The sequence below is a fragment of the Streptomyces sp. CA-111067 genome, from assembly GCF_050956065.1.
GTDB lineage: Bacteria > Actinomycetota > Actinomycetes > Streptomycetales > Streptomycetaceae > Actinacidiphila.
The window spans coordinates 2475230-2490750 of record NZ_CP192103.1 but is presented as its reverse complement, the minus strand read 5'-3'; the positions used below and the strand labels follow the sequence as shown (position 1 = coordinate 2490750).

Here is a 15521-nt window from a genome sequence, read left to right as displayed (position 1 = left end):
GACCCGCGCAGCGCCATTGGCCGAGACCCGGCGAACCCCGTACGAGGAGCACGCAGTGACCGCGACCGTCCCCGAGACCTTTCCGCAGGCCGACAAGACCCCGGCCGACTTCTGGTTCGACCCGCTCTGCCCCTGGGCGTGGATGACCTCCCGCTGGATGCTCGAGGTGGAGAAGGTCCGCCCGGTCGAGGTGCACTGGCACGCGATGAGCCTGGCCGTGCTCAACGAGGACAAGCTCGACACCCTCCCCGAGCAGTACGCCACCTTCCTGCGGGACGCCTGGGGCCCGATCCGGGTGGTCGTCGCCGCCCAGCAGCAGCACGGCGACGACGTCGTCGGCCCGCTCTACACCGCGCTCGGCACCCGCTTCCACAACCTGGACCTGCCCAGGACCCGCGAGACCATCGTCTCGGCCCTCGAAGAGGTCGGCCTGCCCGCCGAGCTGGCCGACTACGCCGACTCCGACGAGTACGACACGCAGCTGCGCGCCTCCCACAAGGAGGGCATCGACAAGGTCGGCCAGGACGTCGGCACCCCGGTGATCGCGGTCCCCGGCGCCGACGGCGAGGAGATCGCGTTCTTCGGCCCGGTCGTCACCCCGACGCCGCGCGGCGAGCAGGCCGCGAACCTGTGGGACGGCACGCTGCTGGTCGCGTCCGTGCCCGGCTTCTACGAGATCAAGCGCACCCGGACGGCGGGTCCCAGCTTCGAATGACGGCGGCGGGCTCCTGAAGGCCGCCGACCGCCGGCGGCCGTCAGGCCCCGTGACGTGGCCGGCCCTCGTACGAGGTCGGCCGCGTAACGTGGCCGCGGGGCCAGCCCCTGTACCACCACCTCCCTCACCGAAAGCAGCGCGCACGCCATGCCACACCTCGGCCTGGTGGCCGTCGTCGTCCGGGACTACGACGAGGCCATCGAGTACTACACCGCCGCCCTCGGCTTCGAGCTGCGCGAGGACACCCCGCGGGCGGACGGCGACGGCCGCTGGGTGGTCGTCGCCCCGCCCGGCACCCGGGAGACCGGCCTGCTGCTCGCCCTGGCCACCACCCCCGACCAGCTCGCCAGGGTCGGCGACCAGACCGGCGGCCGGGTCGGCCTGTTCCTGAACACCGACGACTTCGACGGCGCGTACAAGCGGATGGTCGCGGCCGGGGTGGTCTTCGAGGAGGAGCCGCGGTACGAGCCGTACGGGGCGGTGGTGGTCTTCAACGACCTGTACGGGAACCGGTGGGATCTGATCCAGCCGAGCTGAGTCGGGGGGCCCTGGACGCGGAACGGACCCGGGCCGTGTCAGACTCGGATCATGCGCGTCTACCTCGGCTCGGACCACGCCGGTTTCGAACTCAAGAACCACCTCGTCGAGTGGCTCACCGTCCACGGCTACCAGCCCGTCGACTGCGGCCCGCACATCTACGACGCGGTGGACGACTACCCGCCGTTCTGCCTGCGCGCGGCCGAGCGCACCGCCGCCGACCCCGGCAGCCTCGGCATCGTGATCGGCGGCTCCGGCAACGGCGAGCAGATCGCCGCGAACAAGGTCAAGGGCGTCCGCGCCGCGCTCGCCTGGAGCGACGAGACCGCGGAGCTGGCCCGCGAGCACAACGACGCCAACGTGCTGAGCATCGGCGGCCGGATGCACAGCCAGGACGAGGCCACCACGTTCGTGGAGATCTTCCTGCGCACCGAGTACTCGCACCAGGAGCGGCACCAGCGCCGGATCGACATGCTCACGGCGTACGAGGCCACCGGCGAGCTGCCGCCGGTCCCGGCGCACCACCCGCAGCGGGGCTGACCCGGGCGATGCCCGAGGGCCACACGATCCACCGGCTGGCCGCCGACCACCAGGCGCGGTTCGGCGGCCGCCCCGTACGGGTGACCAGCCCGCAGGGCAAGTTCGCCGACGGCGCGGCACTGGTGGACGGCCAGGTGCTGCGCGAGGCGCAGGCGCACGGCAAGCACTTGTTTCTTGGCTTTGGCGAAGCTCCCGGTTTCGGCTCGGGCGCCGGCTCCGAGTCCGGCTCGGGGGGCGGCCCAGGGGCCGGTCCCGGCTTCGGCTGGATACACGTCCACCTCGGCCTGTTCGGCAAGCTCGGCTTCGGCGCGGCGCCCGCACCGCCGCCGGCCGACACGGTGCGGCTGCGGCTGGCCAACGCCGAGCACTACGCGGACCTGCGCGGGCCCACTGCGTGCGTGCTGCTCACCGACGACGAGAAGCAGGCGATCCACGACCGGCTGGGCCCCGACCCGCTGCGCCCCGGCGACGACCCGGACCGCGCGTACGCCCGGATCAGCCGGTCCCGTACGCCGCTCGCCACCCTGCTGATGGACCAGAAGGTCGTCGCGGGCGTCGGCAACGTCTACCGCGCCGAGGTCCTCTTCCGGCACGCCGTCGACCCGCTGCTCCCCGGCCGCGACCTGCCCCGCCCGCTCTGGGACGCCCTGTGGTCCGACCTGGTGGCGCTGATGCGGGAGGGCGTCCGCACGAACCGCATCGACACGGTTCGCCCGTGGCACACCCCGGAGGCGATGTCCCGCCCCGCCCGCCGGGACGACCACGGCGGCGAGGTCTACGTCTACCGGCGCACCGGTGCTCCTTGTCTTTTGTGCGGCACCCCGGTGCGGACGGCGCTTTTGGCGGGCCGCAACCTCTTCTGGTGCTCCAGGTGCCAGCCGGCGCGGGCGGTGCAGTAACCCCGGCCCGGTGGGTGGTGCGGGTCGTTTCCGGGTGCGGGCCCGGTGCCGTCCGGGTTTTCCGCCTCCCCGGTGGGCGGTTCCGTTGCTTCCGGCGTGCGGCGCCGTGCCTGCCGTTTTTCCCACCGCCCCACCCGTGCGGGTGCGTCCTTGGGTGCACGTCTTGTGGTGGGTGGGGTCGGTGCCGGTCCGGGGCACCTCCTCGGATTTCCTCCGTGCGGGTTTCGTTTCCGGGCGCGCCCCGGTCTGTCGGAAATCCTGCGGGGGCACCCCGGCCCGTCCCCTCCCGGGCCGAGTGGCGGCTTCACGGCCGCTGGGGGGTGATCGGTGGGGGCTGGGGTTCGGTGTCGGGGGCTGGGCTACCACTGCTCCCAGTGCAGGACCTGGTCACGGGGGATCCGGCGGGCCGGTTTGAATTCGGTGCCCAGGGTGAACGCCAGGGGGATGAAGGCGGCGAGCATCACGTCGTCGTAGGGGACTTCGAGGGCGGCGGCGAGTTCCTGCTCCAGGGGGCCTTGTGCGGTGGTCCACACCGTGCCCAGGCCGCGGGCGCGGGCGGCGAGCATGAAGTTCCAGACCGCCGGGAGGATCGAGCCCCAGGTCATGGACTGGTCGAGGACCGAGGCGCCTTCCGTGCGGCCTTCGACGGCCGGGATGGCGAAGGCGGGCACGCGGTGGATGTTGTCGGCCAGGTGGCGCAGGCCGTCCGAGATGCCTTCCATGGAGCCGGGGTACGCGAACATCCGCGGCAGGTCCTGCGCGGTCGGCGGGCGGCCGCCGCCGGTCGCCAGCGCGCGGCGGAAGATGTCGCCGACGCGGCGGCGCCGGTCGGGGTCGGTGACGACGATGAAGTGCCAGCGCTGCCGGTTGCGCCCGGTCGGCGCCTGGGTGGCCAGGTCGACGCACTCCTCGATCAGCGACCGCGGGACCGGACGGTCCAGGTCGAGGCGCTTGCGCACCGCGCGGGTCGTGGACAGCAGTTGGTCAGGCGTCAGGTCCAAGGTCACGAGAGCCTCCTCGGCGTCGGGTGCGACCTTCATCTGCGCGCCAATGATTGACCGACAGATGGTTTGTAGTCAAACGATCTGCCGTCAGATGATTGTTGATAGGGTGGCGGCATCCAGGAGGGAGACCACATGCCGTCCACCGCGAGCAACGACTACTTCCCCCGGCTCGCCGCAGAGCGCCTGGACATCGCCCTGTGCCGAGCCTCAGCCGCTGTCGCGCGGGCCGCGGACGCCCGGGCCGCTGCGCTAGGGCTCGGTGTCGGCCAGCACCTGGTGCTGAAGATGCTGGCCGACGTCGGCCCGTGCTCGCAGCGCGTCCTGAGCGACGAACTGCGCATCGACCGCACGGTGATGGTCGGCATCTGCGACAGCCTCGAACAGGCTGGCCACGTACGCCGCGAGCGCGACACCGCGGACCGCCGTGCGTACGCCGTCACCATCACCGCCCCCGGCCGCCGACTCCTCGCCGAGGCCGAGGACGCCGTCCCGGATTTCCTCGACGGCACCTTCCAGCCCCTCACCCCGACAGAACGCGCTCAACTCTCCGGCCTCCTGGGCAAACTCCTGCGCCCCCGCCCCTCACAATCCAGCGGATGAGCGGGCTTGCGGCCATCACGGTTCCGCGTCGAACTCGTACTCAAGGACGTACGACGCCGAGTCGAGCGTCATCTCGTTCACCTCGACCACCCGTCCGCCCTCCGCGTAGGCCGTGCGGCAGATCAGGATCACGGGGGTGCCGGTGGTCAGGCCGAGTTGGTCCGCCTCGGCCAGGGAGGGCATCCGGGAGCGGATCTCCTCCCGGAAGTGCACGGGTTCCAGGCCGAGTTCGGCCAGCCGGGCATACGTGCCGCCGGGGCCGGTGTCCTGGCGGGTGATGGCCGAGCCGGAGACCACGCCAGCCGGGAGGTAGGACGCGGCGAGGAGCACCGGCTTGCCGTCGAGCACGAACCGCCTGCGCCGGACGCAGACGGCGGCGTCGGGCGCGAGCCCGAGCACCTTGGCGATCCGCTCCGGCGCCGCCTCGGCCATGAATGATCGCTCCTTCTCCTCCCCAGAGACGTGACCTTCACGTGTTACGTCTCGCCCGCCCCCACCGATCACCCCCCGCGGCCTCAAGCCGCCGACGGACTCGGGAGGGGACGGGCCGGGGTGCCCCCGCAGGATTTCCGACAGACCGGCCCGCACCCGAAACAGAGACCCGCACGGAGGAAATCCGAGGAGGTGCCCCGGACCGGCACCGACCCCACCCACCAGAAAACGTGCACCCAAGGACGCACCCGCACGGGCGGGGCGGTGGGAAAAAACGGCAGGCACGGCGCCCAGCCGTGAAAACGAACCGCACCACCCACCGGGGTGGGAAACACCGGCAGGCAACCGGGCCGCACCCGGAAACGACCCGCACCACTCACCGGGGAGAACCAGGAGCGCGCAAAGCTAGAAGCCGTGCGGCAGCCAAGGCTCCACGTCGACCCGGAAAGCCGTGGACGCCTCCGCCAAAGCGCCCGGGCGCAGCTCGCGGACCAGCCCGGCCGCACCCATCGCGCGGAGGCTGAAGCCTCCGAAGAACGCCGCGCCCAACTCGCGAACCGTCAGCGCCAGATCGGGCTGATCACCCGTGCGAGTGCAACTCGCCCCCTTCGTGTCACCGGTGAGCCGCCAACGCCCCGCGTTCCAGGGGCAGAAGGCGTCCTCGACGTCCAACACCACGTCCACCGGGGCGGTGTACGTGCGGGATTCGAGGGCGCCGCCCACGTCCACCACCCGGACGTGCAGTCCGTCGCGTACCCGCTGGTCGCAGCGGCGCGGGTCGGAGACGAGGTGGAGCAGCGGGTCGTCGACGGGGCGGTTGTACGTGGAGATGGTCGAGGTGAGGTCGATCGCCGCCAGGTAGCGCCACAGCGCCGCGTACGTCACCGGATCGAGCGCTTCCAGGTCGCGGAGGTTGACGATGCCCTTGGGCCCGCGCAGGTCCCACTCCGATGTGACTGAATAACGCGCATAGCCCCGCACTTCGCCCCCGACCTCGGCCAGCACGCACAGCAACTCGCCCGCGCCGTCCCGGTCGCCGGGCGCGTCGGCGATCAGCTTCTCGAACCAGCCGGGCCCGCGGGCGATCATGCCCGGGCGGCTCGGGACGACGGCCGCGTAGACCGCCTCGCACGCCTCACGCCCGTCGGCGGGGGAGACCACCCGCATCCGGACGCCGTCCACATCGGCGCCGGGCGGCCCGGCGATCGTCACCCGGCCGGTGTCCACCGACATCGCCAACTGGCTGCTGCCGACGCCGTATCCGAAGCGGCCGTAGATCGCCGGCTCGGATGCGGTGAGCACCGCCACCGCGTCCCCGCGCTGATGGAACTCGTCCATCTGGTGCCGCATCATCGAGGTCAGCACCCCGCGGCGCCGGTGGGTGGGCTGGACGCTGACCATCGTCACACCGGGGATCTCGGCGAGCGCGCCGCCCGGCACCGTCATCCGGAACGAGAACGCACCGGCCGTGCCGACGAGTTCCGCGCCGTCCCAGACCGCCAGCGACCGCTCGAACTCGGTGACCCGGCGCCACCCCTCGCGTCTTTCCGGGCTGTCCTGCGGGCCGCCGAAGGCCCGTTCAAGACGTCCCATGAATAGGTCCCACTGGTCCCGTTCGAGCACCCGCAGTTCGGTCGTCATGGCCCCTGCCTACCAGCCGGGCCCCGCGCGGGCGAGTGCATTTCGGCCGTCCCACGACGACCGGGCCGCGGTCGCGCCGCAGACCGGCCCACCGCCGTCCAGCCGGGCTCCGGCCGGGCTCCACCGCCGTCCAGCCGGCGGCCCCGCCACCGTACGGCCCGCCCCCGTCACCGCCGTACGGCCCGCCCGTCACCGCCGGCGGACCGCCCGTCCCGGCCGCCCCACAACCCCCGCCCGCGTCCCCTGAATCCGCCCCGCGACCCAGCTCACCCCCCATCCGGCCTGCACAGCGGGCCCGCCGGTGGATAGGGTCGCCGGGACATGGCTAAACGGCTGGCAAGCGACGAGCTACGGTTCAGGTGGCGCAGAAGGCTGCACCGGGGCCGCCTCGCCGTGCGCAAGTCCGCCGTCGACTACTTCCGCGGCGACGCCTCCGACTGGGTCGGGCTGGCCGTGCTGATCCTCGTCATCCCGCTGCTCGCCTACATCACCACCTGCACGCCCGTCTGGTGCCCGCCCAGCGCCCTGGTGATGCCGATCCTGGCCGGCGGCCTGCTGCTGCGCCCGTCGAGCCTGCTGCTGGTCTACGCGGCCTCCGCCGTCGCGCTGGTCGCGGAGTCCGCGGCGCTCGGCCCGTACCGCGAGGGGCCGGCCCGGGTCACCCCGGGCACCGTGCTCGTGGTCACCGCCGTCGCGCTGATCGGCCTGGTCATCGCCCAGTTCAGGGCCCGGGTCGGGGTGCCGTGGCGGCGCGGCCACACCATGCTCTTCGACCTGCGCGAACGCATCAGGGTGCAGAGCCGGCTGCCGCGGCTGCCCGGCAGCTGGCACGCGGAGATGGCGCTGCGGCCGGCCGGCGGGCAGTCGTTCTCCGGCGACTTCGTGGTGGCCACCCGCAGTTCGGACGGCCGGGTGCTGGAGGCCGTGCTCACCGACGTCTCCGGCAAGGGCATGGACGCCGCCTCCCGCTCGCTGCTGCTGTCCGGCGCGTTCGGCGGGCTGCTCGGCTCGCTGCCGCCGCACGCGTTCCTCACGGCCGCCAACGGCTACTTGCTGCGGCAGAACTGGGACGAGGGCTTCGCCACATCCGTCCACCTGGTGCTCGATCTGGAGAGCGGCGACTACGAGTTGCTGTCCGCCGGGCACCTGCCGGGCGTCCAACTGCACGCCGGTACCGGCCGCTGGGAGGAGAAGGCCGCCGAGGGGCCGCTGCTCGGGGTGTACGACGGGGCCGAATTCCACGGCGTCAAGGGCACGTTGCGGTCCGGTGACGTTCTTCTGCTGTTCACCGACGGCCTGGTGGAGCTCCCCGGCCGGGACATCACCGAGGGCATCGACCGGCTGATCGGCGAGGCCGACCGCTTCGTGACCACCGGATTCAGGGGTTCTGCCTGGCGGTTGATCGAAGCGGTCGCCAAGGACGTCAACGATGACCGGGCGTTGCTCGTGGTGTGCCGCAACTAGCCGACGGGAATGGGACTATAGGCCAACACGGCGCTCGTGTCGGTGGCTGATGGCACCATGGAGAACGGGCGAGGCGGGGGCGGCGGCGCGGTCCCCGGACGGCTAGGCATACCGAAAGAGGAAGTGATCCGCTGTGGTTATCTCCGCGTCCGCCGTGCTGTTGCTGGCGATCGTCCTGGTGGTCATGATCAGGAGCAAGACCATCAAGGTCGGTCCGGCGATAGTGGCCGCGCTCTTCGGCTTCTTCCTCGCCTCGACGAACATGGCACCGTCGGTCAACCGGTTCCTGACGTCACTGGCCGACACCATCAACCAGATAAAGCTCTGAGGCAGGCAGGGCCTGGGGGGCGGCTTCCAGGACCCGCCGGAGTATGTCGGCCGGGTCCTGCGGGGCCTCCCTGACGGCGTCCCGCAGTACGTCCCCGGCCGCGCCGTCGGTGATCGTCAGCGGGCCCGCTACGGGGAGGGCGCCCGTTCCGGCGGCCGCGCCCGACTCCGCGAGCAGCGTGGCCAGCAGCGCGATCCGGGCCTGCCCGGCCCGCAGGGTGCCGGTCAGCTGCGCGCCGGCCGCCACCAGGTCCACCGCGCCGCCACCGGTGTAGATCGGCGCCACGGCGCCGGCCGCGACCCTGGTGCTCACCGCGACGAGCACGCCCGCCTCGGTGGCCCGCCGCACCGCCCGCGCGACCTGCGGGGTGGCGTTGCCCGCGCCGGTGCCGACCAGCACGATGCCGCGCGCGCCGGCGGCCAGCGCCGCGTCGAACAGCACGGTGTCGCCGTCGCTGTGGTGCATGACGATGTCCACCCGCGGCGGCTGAACTCCGCGCGGAGGCAGCGGCAGCGCGGCCGGACGGGGCCGCCGCCGGCCCCAGGTGACCCGGCCGAACTCGACCCGGCCGAGCGGCAGTCCGTCCGGGTCGCCGAAGGCGTGCGCGTCGACGGTGTGCTTCTTGACGGTGCCGCGGGCGGCGAAGACCTGGCCGGCGAAGACGATCACGGCGCCGATGTCCCGGCCGGTGACGGCGGTCAGCAGCGCGTCGTAGAGGTTGCCGGCGGCGTCGCCGTCGTCGGAGTCGAGCGGCTTCTGCGCGCCGGTGAAGACCACCGGGCGGCGGTCGCTGTGGAAGAGGTCGATGAAGTACGCCGACTCCTCCAGGGTGTCGGTGCCGTGGGTGACCACGACGCCGTCCACCGCGGGGTCGGCCAGCGCGTCCTGGACGGCGAACAGCAGCCGCAGCTGGTGGTCGGTGGTCACCCGCGAGCTGTTGACGGTGAACAGGTCCACGACCCGCACCTGGACGCCCTGCGGCACGGCCCCGGCGGCCAGCACCTCCTGGCCGGCGGCCTCCGCCGCGTAGCCGTCGCCCTGCCAGCGACTGGCGATGGTGCCTCCGGTGCTGATGACCACGACGTGACGCACGATGCCTTCGCCTCCAGGAGTCCGAGCGTTGAAGCAGTGACGCGAGCGCGCGTGCGCCGCCAGTAGAATAATACGCGCGTAGACCCGCTATAGGATTGCGAATACCAACCGGTATCCCGCCAGAACCTGCTACATACTGCTGCCATGGACGCCATCGACAGACGAATCTTGCGCGAGTTGCAGAACGACGGCCGGCTGACCAACCAGGAGCTCGCCCAGCGCGTCGGCCTGACCCCCTCGCCCTGCCTGCGCCGGGTGCGCCAGCTGGAGGACGACGGCGTGATCCAGACCTACCGTGCAGTGGTCGACCCGGCCGCGGTCGGCCGCGGCTTCGAGGTCTTCGCCTCGGTAGAGGTCCACCGCGACCGCGCCTCGGTGGCGGCTTTCGAGGCCGAGGTCCAGTCCACCCCCGACGTGGTAGAGGCCTACCGCCTCTACGGCGCCCCCGGCTGCCTGCTCCGCATCGCGGTGACAGACTCCGACGCCTACGAACGCTTCTGGACCGACAAACTGATCGCCCTACCAGGAGTGAGCGACGTCAACTCCCAAATGATCATGAAGCGAATCAAGTCCCCCCAGGGCATCCCGGTGGACTGAGGAGCCCGGCAAAGGGGGACGAGAGAAGTGGAGCGGGCGACGGGAATCGAACCCGCGTAGCTAGTTTGGAAGACGAGTGCGGCGGCCCCCTGCTGACCTCGTACGGCCCCGTACGGCGCTTCCGGGGCGTCGGGCCCGCTGTTTACCGTGGTTCCCCCTGGCGTGCCCCTCAGACGGGCACGTGGCGGGCACGGACCTCCGCTGGTGTCAGCGCTCTACGAACTGCAGGTACCAGTAACCAAGTTTCTCATCGCGCTGGATGACATGTGCCTCGGCGTTGTGGCCGCATCCGTCGCTGATCAGAACCAGCTTGCCGACTGCAAGATCCTCATCGCCATCGAGGGCATGGTCATGAACGAAAGTGACACCCTGGCTGGACACGTAACCATCAAGGTTGGCGACCAGTACCGGGATGGTGGCGTCTGACATGTCTCACTCCCTCGCTTCTACTCCGATGGTAGAGCTACTTCACAGCATCGACTGCGGTGAAGGGGGTCATGTTTCCCACAGATCGAGTATCGGATCGAAAACAGAACGTAGCCGTGCGCGCCCTCTTTTCTTCTCCTCCTTGGTCCCGGTTAGAACCTCATCCGGCACAAGAGTCGAGTCTGTAGTGACCACCACGTCATAGTGGACCTCGTTTCTGGGGTCCGGTTCACCGTCCGGGGTTGTCGTCGATGTGGGCCACAGCTCCAGTCCGCGATCAAGCAGCATTGCACCCTGCGCCTGCGAATAAGGACGAGGTGAACGGTCGTAGCTTGTGATGTCCTCGGGGGTCCATCCATCACGCAGAGCGAAGGCACTGAGAACCAGCGCGCCAGCTTCGTATCGACCCATGAGGTTCAAGATGGCGCTGTACTCGTGCCAGAAGCCCAGCGCGTTCAGGACGACCTGATCGCGTTGCATACGGAATCGTAGGATCAGCTCGTCCCTTGCTATGCCCGGATCAGATCGGCGAAGATCAATCACAGGCTGTGTGATCACCGTAAGTGAGGGATCTGAGCTGCCCGTGTGTGGTGTCGCCATAAACCCAGGTTGGGACAGCGAGCGATCTTCTGCCACTTGAGCGTCCGAAATGGGGTGATGGACCCATGTCATGCGGGGCAGCCACTTCGCGCTCCTCCTCTCCCATCCCGTCTGCCGTCGGCCCGCACTCCTGTGGAGCGGGCGTGGTTCAGGGCGTCAAGGTGGAGCGCGCCACTGTACGAACGACCTTGACGCCCTGGGCCGCGACTGCTCGGCTCGCCCGGGTCGATGGCTGGCGGGATGGGAGCTCCCGCACCTCTCCCACGATGCTCGCGCGGTCGCCGGCCGGTCCTGGTCCATCTCGGAGCCGGAGCGCCCCCGCCGGAGGCATCGTCGTGACCTCGGCTGTGCGGTATCACCTCATGCCGCCGGCCAGCCCATCGCGGGCGCGCGCGGCGCGGCCGAGCCGGAGCGGGGCGGAGACAGGAGCGGCGGCGCGGCCGGACGCCGGACGCGCGCCCGGCGGAGCGGTAGCGGAGCCGGGAGCCTTGATGAGGTAGGGAATCTTGTAACAAGCCCGGGGCCATGGCCGGGAAGGCGACCTTGTGCGCGTGTCGGGCGGCTGCTCCGATGGTGGGACGGAACGCGGCTGCTGGGGGCGGAGCATGGGCGAACTGCGGGTGTCGGCGTGGAAGCGCAACGGCAAGGATCGGCTCTACGTGAACCAGCCGGACGGCACCGCCGTGGCATGGTTCGACCGGAAGACGGGCCACCTTGAGGTCCTGGCGGACGGCCTGCGCGACGCAATCTTAGAGGCCCTGACTCCCTACCTCACCCGCCCCGCTGTCCCGTCCCAAATACCCTCTGCTCAGGTGCCGAACGTCTCGCAGACCTCCCCTCCCCCTTCGTACGACCTGGCCCTCAATGAGCCCGGTGCCGGGCTGCGCCGCAAGTTGGAGGAAGTCTCGCTCGGGCCTTTCGCCCGCTCGCTCGCCTGGCTCTTCCGGCGACGCACTGAGGCTGACTCCTGGCGCGCCGGCCTGGTCGGTGAACGTGTTGTGGCCCGGGAGCTCGCACGGCTGAACCGCCGCGGGTGGCGCACGCTGCACTCCATACCGCTCTCGCCCACGAACGACATCGACCACTTACTCATCGGCCCCGGCGGGGTCTTCACGATCAACACGAAGAACCACCCGAACATGGCCATCTGGGTGGGTGACGACTCCGTGACGATCAACCATGGTCCTGGACGACCCTACGTTCGTAAGAGCCGCGCCGAGGCGGTCCGTGCCGCCAGCGTCCTGGAACGTGGTTGCGGCTTTCCGGTCGAGGTGGAGCCGCTTCTCGTCTTCGTCAAGCCGGCCAGTATCAAGGTGGCGCCGACGCTCCACGACGTACGCGCTCTGGGTGAACGCGATCTCGCTTCCTTCGCCCCGCTGGCTGGCGTGCTGCGGCCCGACCAGGTTGACGCCGTGTACGCGGTGGCCCGCGATCGGCGCAACTGGGTCCGCGCCTAACACCGCATGGTCTCGGTCGGCTGGGTACGTTCCCTGCATGGACCTTCCCGCGACTGATGCCCGCCAGCGCTTCGCCGGCTCCCCGATCGCGCGATTGGCGACGGCTGATGCCGCCGGGGTTCCGCACATCGTTCCCGTCACCTTCGCCGTAGACGGGGACACGATCTACTTCGCGATCGATCACAAGCCGAAGCGCTCGACCAACCTGCGGCGGTTGCGGAACATCGCCGAGAATCCCAAAGTCACCATCATCACGGATCACTACGCCGACGACTGGGCAGCGCTCTGGTGGGTTCGCGTTGACGGCCATGCGGAGATCTGGGAGGACGGCGACGGCCGGCTCAAGGCCCTGGAACTGCTCCAGTCCAAGTACCACCAGTACGACGAGACGCCACCGAGCGGGCCGGTGGTCGCGATCCACGCCGATAGCTGGAGTGGGTGGGCGTTCGACGGGTGACGGTTGTCGGTGGGACTGCGTAAGCTAGCTTGCATAGCCAAGCTGAGGTGACCCTGATGACCGACAAAGATCTTCCTCCGTACAGGAAGATTGCCGACGAACTGCGTGTGCGCATCCTGTCCGGCACCCTCCACGCCGGCGAAAAGCTCAAGTCGGAGAACGAACTCAAAGATCAGTACGACACGACCCGTGTGACCGTCCGCAAGGCGCTCGCGCTGCTCAAGGCCGAAGGTCTGCTCATCAGCGAGCAAGGCCGAGGGGTTTTCGTCCGACCGCGCCCCAATGTGCAGATGCTCACCACCGGTGCGAACTTCCGGGAACGTCGGGCCACCGGCGTGAGCAACTTCAACGCGGAAGCCGCCGCTCAGGGCCTGCGCCCGGAACAGCGGATCCTCTCTGTGGAAACCGTGCCCGCGCCGGCTGAGGTGGCGAGTCGGCTCGACGTTGCCGAGGGGACCCAAGTCATCGTCCGTCGCCGGGCGTTCTTCGTGAACGGCGAGCCGATGCAGCTCGTTGACGGCTACTACCCGGCAGCGCTCTTCGACGGCACGGCGGTCGCCGAACCCCGTCGGATCCGCGGCGGTGTCAGCCGGCTGATCGAGGATCCTGAGGGGCCAATCCGCCAGCGGATCACTCAGTTCGTAGAAGATCTTGAGATTCGCATGCCGAGTCCCGTGGAGATCGACTCGCTCAAGATCCCGCCGGGCGTACCGCTGGCCCGAGTCTTCCGGACCGCGCACACTTCCGCTGGTCAGACGGTGGAAGTGCTCGATTCGCGGGTGCCGTGCGATCGTCACGTCTTCCGGTACGTGATCGACGTTCCCTGATCAACTGCGTTGCCAGAGAGGGCCTTCGGGTCCTCTTTTTTCAACTCCACACTTGCATATCCAAGTTGTCGGCTCTACCTTGAGAGTGCAGCTTGGATATACAAGCTGATCGCACGCGGGGATCCTGCCTTCCCCGCCCTGCATGGGAGTTACGCATGGCATCGTTCAAGATCGACCTTTCGACGGCCACGGTGTTCGTGGCCACTCCGCCCGTCCAGAAGCTGGTCAGCAAGCAGACCGGTGAGATCGCGATCGACCGGGAGACGAAGGCGCCGTTGATGACGGTGGGTCTGCTGGTCTCGGACGAGGGGCAGGGCGACCTGTTCCAGGTGACGATCCCGGACACCGGTATCGACGCGACGCTGACGCCGGGAACGCCGGTGGCGGTGACGGGGCTGCGGGCGCGGGACTGGGAGAACGAGTTCAACGGCCAGAAGCGGCACGGGATCAGCTTCCGTGCGGTCGCGGTGATGTCGCTGGTGCCGGTCGCCGCGTCCAACGGCCGGGGCTGATCGTCGTGGTGACGGTTCTGGTGCTCACCGGCGGGGGGATCGCCGCGGTGCTGATCCTGCGCCGGGTGCGTCCGTCGCTGTACTGGATGGTCGTCGGTGGCACGCTGGCCCGGATCCGGGTCACCTGGTCCTACGCCTCGGTGATGGACGCGTGCGGGCTGAGCGTTCCCCCGTCGCGGGCCCGTATCGCGGTCGCCCGTGCGTTGCGGCGGGAGATGCCGGCCAACCGTCCGCCCAAGCTGCTGCGCCTGCGGGTGACCCGCACGGGCCTGGTGGCCCGTATCCGGCTCCGGCCGGGGCAGGACGCGTTCGACGTGATCACCGCCGCTGACCGGCTGCGGCACTCCTGGCGCCTGCATCAGGTGTCGGTCAAGGAGATCCGCTCGGGCCTGTTGGAGCTGTCGATGACCGGCTACGACGTGCTGGACCGGGTGCGCCTGCCGGCCCGGACCGAGCGCACCACGCTGCGGGTTCCCGTCGCGATGCGCGAGGACGGCACGGTGCACTACCGGGACTTCCGCAAGGTCCCGCACAGTCTGGTGCTGGGCGCGACGGACTCGGGGAAGTCGGTGTATCAGCGCGGGCTGGTCAAGGAGTTGGCGCGTCAGCGGGTCGCGCTGGTGGGGATCGACTGCAAGCAGGGCGTGGAACTGTCCCCGCTGGCCCGCCGGTTGACCGCGCTGGCCGACAACCCCGACGCTGCCGCCGATCTCCTGGATGCCCTGGGGGCGGAGATGATCGAACGGTTCCAGCTCATCCGGACCGCGCAGCGCATCAGCTCCGACACCCCGGACGCGGAGATCACCTCCGACATCTGGGGCCTGCCCGAAGCGGATCGGCCGGTGCCGATCGTGGTCCTGGTCGACGAGGTCGCCGAGCTGCTGCTCGTGGCGGGCTCATCGGCGAAGAAGCGCCGCGAGCGCATCATCACCGCACTGATCCGGCTCGGGCAGCTCGCCCGGTCGGCCGGCATCTACCTCGAAGTGTGCGGCCAGCGCTTCGGCTCCGAGCTGGGCGACGGCGCGACCATGCTCCGCGCACAGTTGACCGGCCGGGTCTGCCACCGGGTCAACGATGAAGCCTCCGCGAAGATGGCCTTCGGCGACATCGCCCCTGAGGCACTGGGCTCGGTGCTGACGATCGCCCCTGACCAGCCGGGCACCGCCGTGGCGGCCGACACCTCCGGCGGCTGGGCCCGCGTCCGTACCCCGCACACCTCGCTGCGCGACGCGGTCGCCGCCTGCAACCGGTACGCCGACCTGACCCCGGATGTGGCCGCGCTCGCCGACTTCCGGCCCGTACTGCCCGCGATCCCCACCCCCGGCACCCCGGGCAAGCCGGTGCCCGCCACCGCCTGATTCCCTCCCCGTTTCACCGGTCGGCGCGACCACCC

At 70.2% G+C, this 15521-nt stretch carries 18 protein-coding genes and 1 pseudogene; 13 read left to right on the top strand and 6 right to left on the bottom strand.

The features are described from left to right. Positions 1–55: 55 nt before the first annotated feature. The 4 genes from ACQPW6_RS10850 to ACQPW6_RS10835 all read left to right on the top strand — a co-directional run bounded on the left by ACQPW6_RS10850 (position 56) and on the right by ACQPW6_RS10835 (position 2691). Positions 56–715, top strand: coding sequence for a mycothiol-dependent nitroreductase Rv2466c family protein (locus tag ACQPW6_RS10850; RefSeq protein WP_433889362.1), 660 nt, complete (start codon positions 56–58; stop codon positions 713–715). Between the two features lie 147 nt (positions 716–862). Then, on the top strand, positions 863–1252 hold the full coding sequence (locus ACQPW6_RS10845) for a VOC family protein (protein ID WP_433889361.1): 390 nt from the start codon (positions 863–865) through the stop codon (positions 1250–1252). 51 nt (positions 1253–1303) lie between these two features. Then, complete coding sequence (locus ACQPW6_RS10840) at positions 1304–1792, top strand: ribose-5-phosphate isomerase (RefSeq protein ID WP_433889360.1); 489 nt, start codon at positions 1304–1306, stop codon at positions 1790–1792. Positions 1793–1800: 8 nt separating this feature from the next. Then, positions 1801–2691, top strand: coding sequence for an Fpg/Nei family DNA glycosylase (locus tag ACQPW6_RS10835; RefSeq protein ID WP_433889359.1), 891 nt, complete (start codon positions 1801–1803; stop codon positions 2689–2691). Between the two features lie 359 nt (positions 2692–3050). Here ACQPW6_RS10835 and ACQPW6_RS10830 read toward each other — a convergent pair whose 3' ends face one another. Next, positions 3051–3698, bottom strand: coding sequence for a nitroreductase family protein (locus ACQPW6_RS10830; protein WP_433889358.1), 648 nt, complete (start codon positions 3696–3698; stop codon positions 3051–3053). Between the two features lie 129 nt (positions 3699–3827). On the opposite strand from ACQPW6_RS10830, the gene ACQPW6_RS10825 reads away from it, so the two are divergent. Next, positions 3828–4295, top strand: a complete 468-nt coding sequence (locus ACQPW6_RS10825) for a MarR family winged helix-turn-helix transcriptional regulator (RefSeq protein WP_433889357.1) — start codon at positions 3828–3830, stop codon at positions 4293–4295. A gap of 15 nt (positions 4296–4310) precedes the next feature. On the opposite strand, the pseudogene ACQPW6_RS10820 reads toward ACQPW6_RS10825, so the two are convergent. Both ACQPW6_RS10820 and ACQPW6_RS10815 read right to left on the bottom strand, forming a co-directional pair. After that, positions 4311–4721, bottom strand: a pseudogene (locus ACQPW6_RS10820) (GntR family transcriptional regulator); the annotation flags it as partial. 411 nt (positions 4722–5132) lie between these two features. Beyond that, entirely contained in the window at positions 5133–6368 is a 1236-nt protein-coding gene (locus ACQPW6_RS10815) for a GNAT family N-acetyltransferase (RefSeq protein WP_433889356.1), read from the bottom strand. A gap of 321 nt (positions 6369–6689) precedes the next feature. Between ACQPW6_RS10815 and ACQPW6_RS10810 the strand changes: the two genes are divergently transcribed. After that, a complete protein-coding gene (locus ACQPW6_RS10810) occupies positions 6690–7832 on the top strand; it encodes a PP2C family protein-serine/threonine phosphatase (protein WP_433889355.1) in 1143 nt (380 codons plus the stop codon). Between the two features lie 133 nt (positions 7833–7965). Beyond that, positions 7966–8160, top strand: coding sequence for a hypothetical protein (locus tag ACQPW6_RS10805; protein ID WP_433889354.1), 195 nt, complete (start codon positions 7966–7968; stop codon positions 8158–8160). On the opposite strand, the gene ACQPW6_RS10800 is transcribed toward ACQPW6_RS10805, so the two are convergent. Next, on the bottom strand, positions 8125–9252 hold the full coding sequence (locus tag ACQPW6_RS10800) for an asparaginase (protein ID WP_433889353.1): 1128 nt from the start codon (positions 9250–9252) through the stop codon (positions 8125–8127). The two genes, ACQPW6_RS10805 and ACQPW6_RS10800, sit on opposite strands and share 36 nt — an antisense overlap. A 144-nt stretch (positions 9253–9396) precedes the next feature. Here ACQPW6_RS10800 and ACQPW6_RS10795 point away from each other — a divergent pair, with 144 nt between their 5' ends. Next, on the top strand, positions 9397–9849 hold the full coding sequence (locus ACQPW6_RS10795) for an Lrp/AsnC family transcriptional regulator (RefSeq protein ID WP_433889352.1): 453 nt from the start codon (positions 9397–9399) through the stop codon (positions 9847–9849). Between the two features lie 207 nt (positions 9850–10056). On the opposite strand, the gene ACQPW6_RS10790 is transcribed toward ACQPW6_RS10795, so the two are convergent. Together ACQPW6_RS10790 and ACQPW6_RS10785 are read right to left on the bottom strand one after the other, a co-directional pair. After that, complete coding sequence (locus tag ACQPW6_RS10790; protein ID WP_433889351.1) at positions 10057–10278, bottom strand: hypothetical protein; 222 nt, start codon at positions 10276–10278, stop codon at positions 10057–10059. 66 nt (positions 10279–10344) lie between these two features. Next, positions 10345–10755 carry a hypothetical protein gene (locus tag ACQPW6_RS10785; RefSeq protein ID WP_433889350.1) on the bottom strand — a complete coding sequence of 137 codons (411 nt, stop codon included), beginning with the start codon at positions 10753–10755 and terminating at the stop codon, positions 10345–10347. Positions 10756–11480: 725 nt separating this feature from the next. On the opposite strand from ACQPW6_RS10785, the gene ACQPW6_RS10780 reads away from it, so the two are divergent. The 5 genes from ACQPW6_RS10780 (at position 11481) to ACQPW6_RS10760 (ending at position 15486) form a co-directional block, all read left to right on the top strand. After that, the gene (locus tag ACQPW6_RS10780; RefSeq protein ID WP_433889349.1) at positions 11481–12332 is read left to right on the top strand and encodes a nuclease-related domain-containing protein; all 852 of its coding nucleotides are present in this window, start codon (positions 11481–11483) and stop codon (positions 12330–12332) included. Between the two features lie 37 nt (positions 12333–12369). Then, the gene (locus ACQPW6_RS10775; RefSeq protein WP_433889348.1) at positions 12370–12789 is read left to right on the top strand and encodes a TIGR03668 family PPOX class F420-dependent oxidoreductase; all 420 of its coding nucleotides are present in this window, start codon (positions 12370–12372) and stop codon (positions 12787–12789) included. 56 nt (positions 12790–12845) lie between these two features. After that, positions 12846–13616, top strand: a complete 771-nt coding sequence (locus tag ACQPW6_RS10770; protein WP_433889347.1) for a GntR family transcriptional regulator — start codon at positions 12846–12848, stop codon at positions 13614–13616. 155 nt (positions 13617–13771) lie between these two features. After that, a complete protein-coding gene (locus tag ACQPW6_RS10765) occupies positions 13772–14128 on the top strand; it encodes a hypothetical protein (protein WP_433889346.1) in 357 nt (118 codons plus the stop codon). Then, the gene (locus ACQPW6_RS10760; RefSeq protein ID WP_433894494.1) at positions 14125–15486 is read left to right on the top strand and encodes an FtsK/SpoIIIE domain-containing protein; all 1362 of its coding nucleotides are present in this window, start codon (positions 14125–14127) and stop codon (positions 15484–15486) included. The genes ACQPW6_RS10765 and ACQPW6_RS10760 overlap by 4 nt, the downstream gene beginning before the upstream one ends. The last annotated feature ends 35 nt before the right edge of the window (positions 15487–15521 follow it).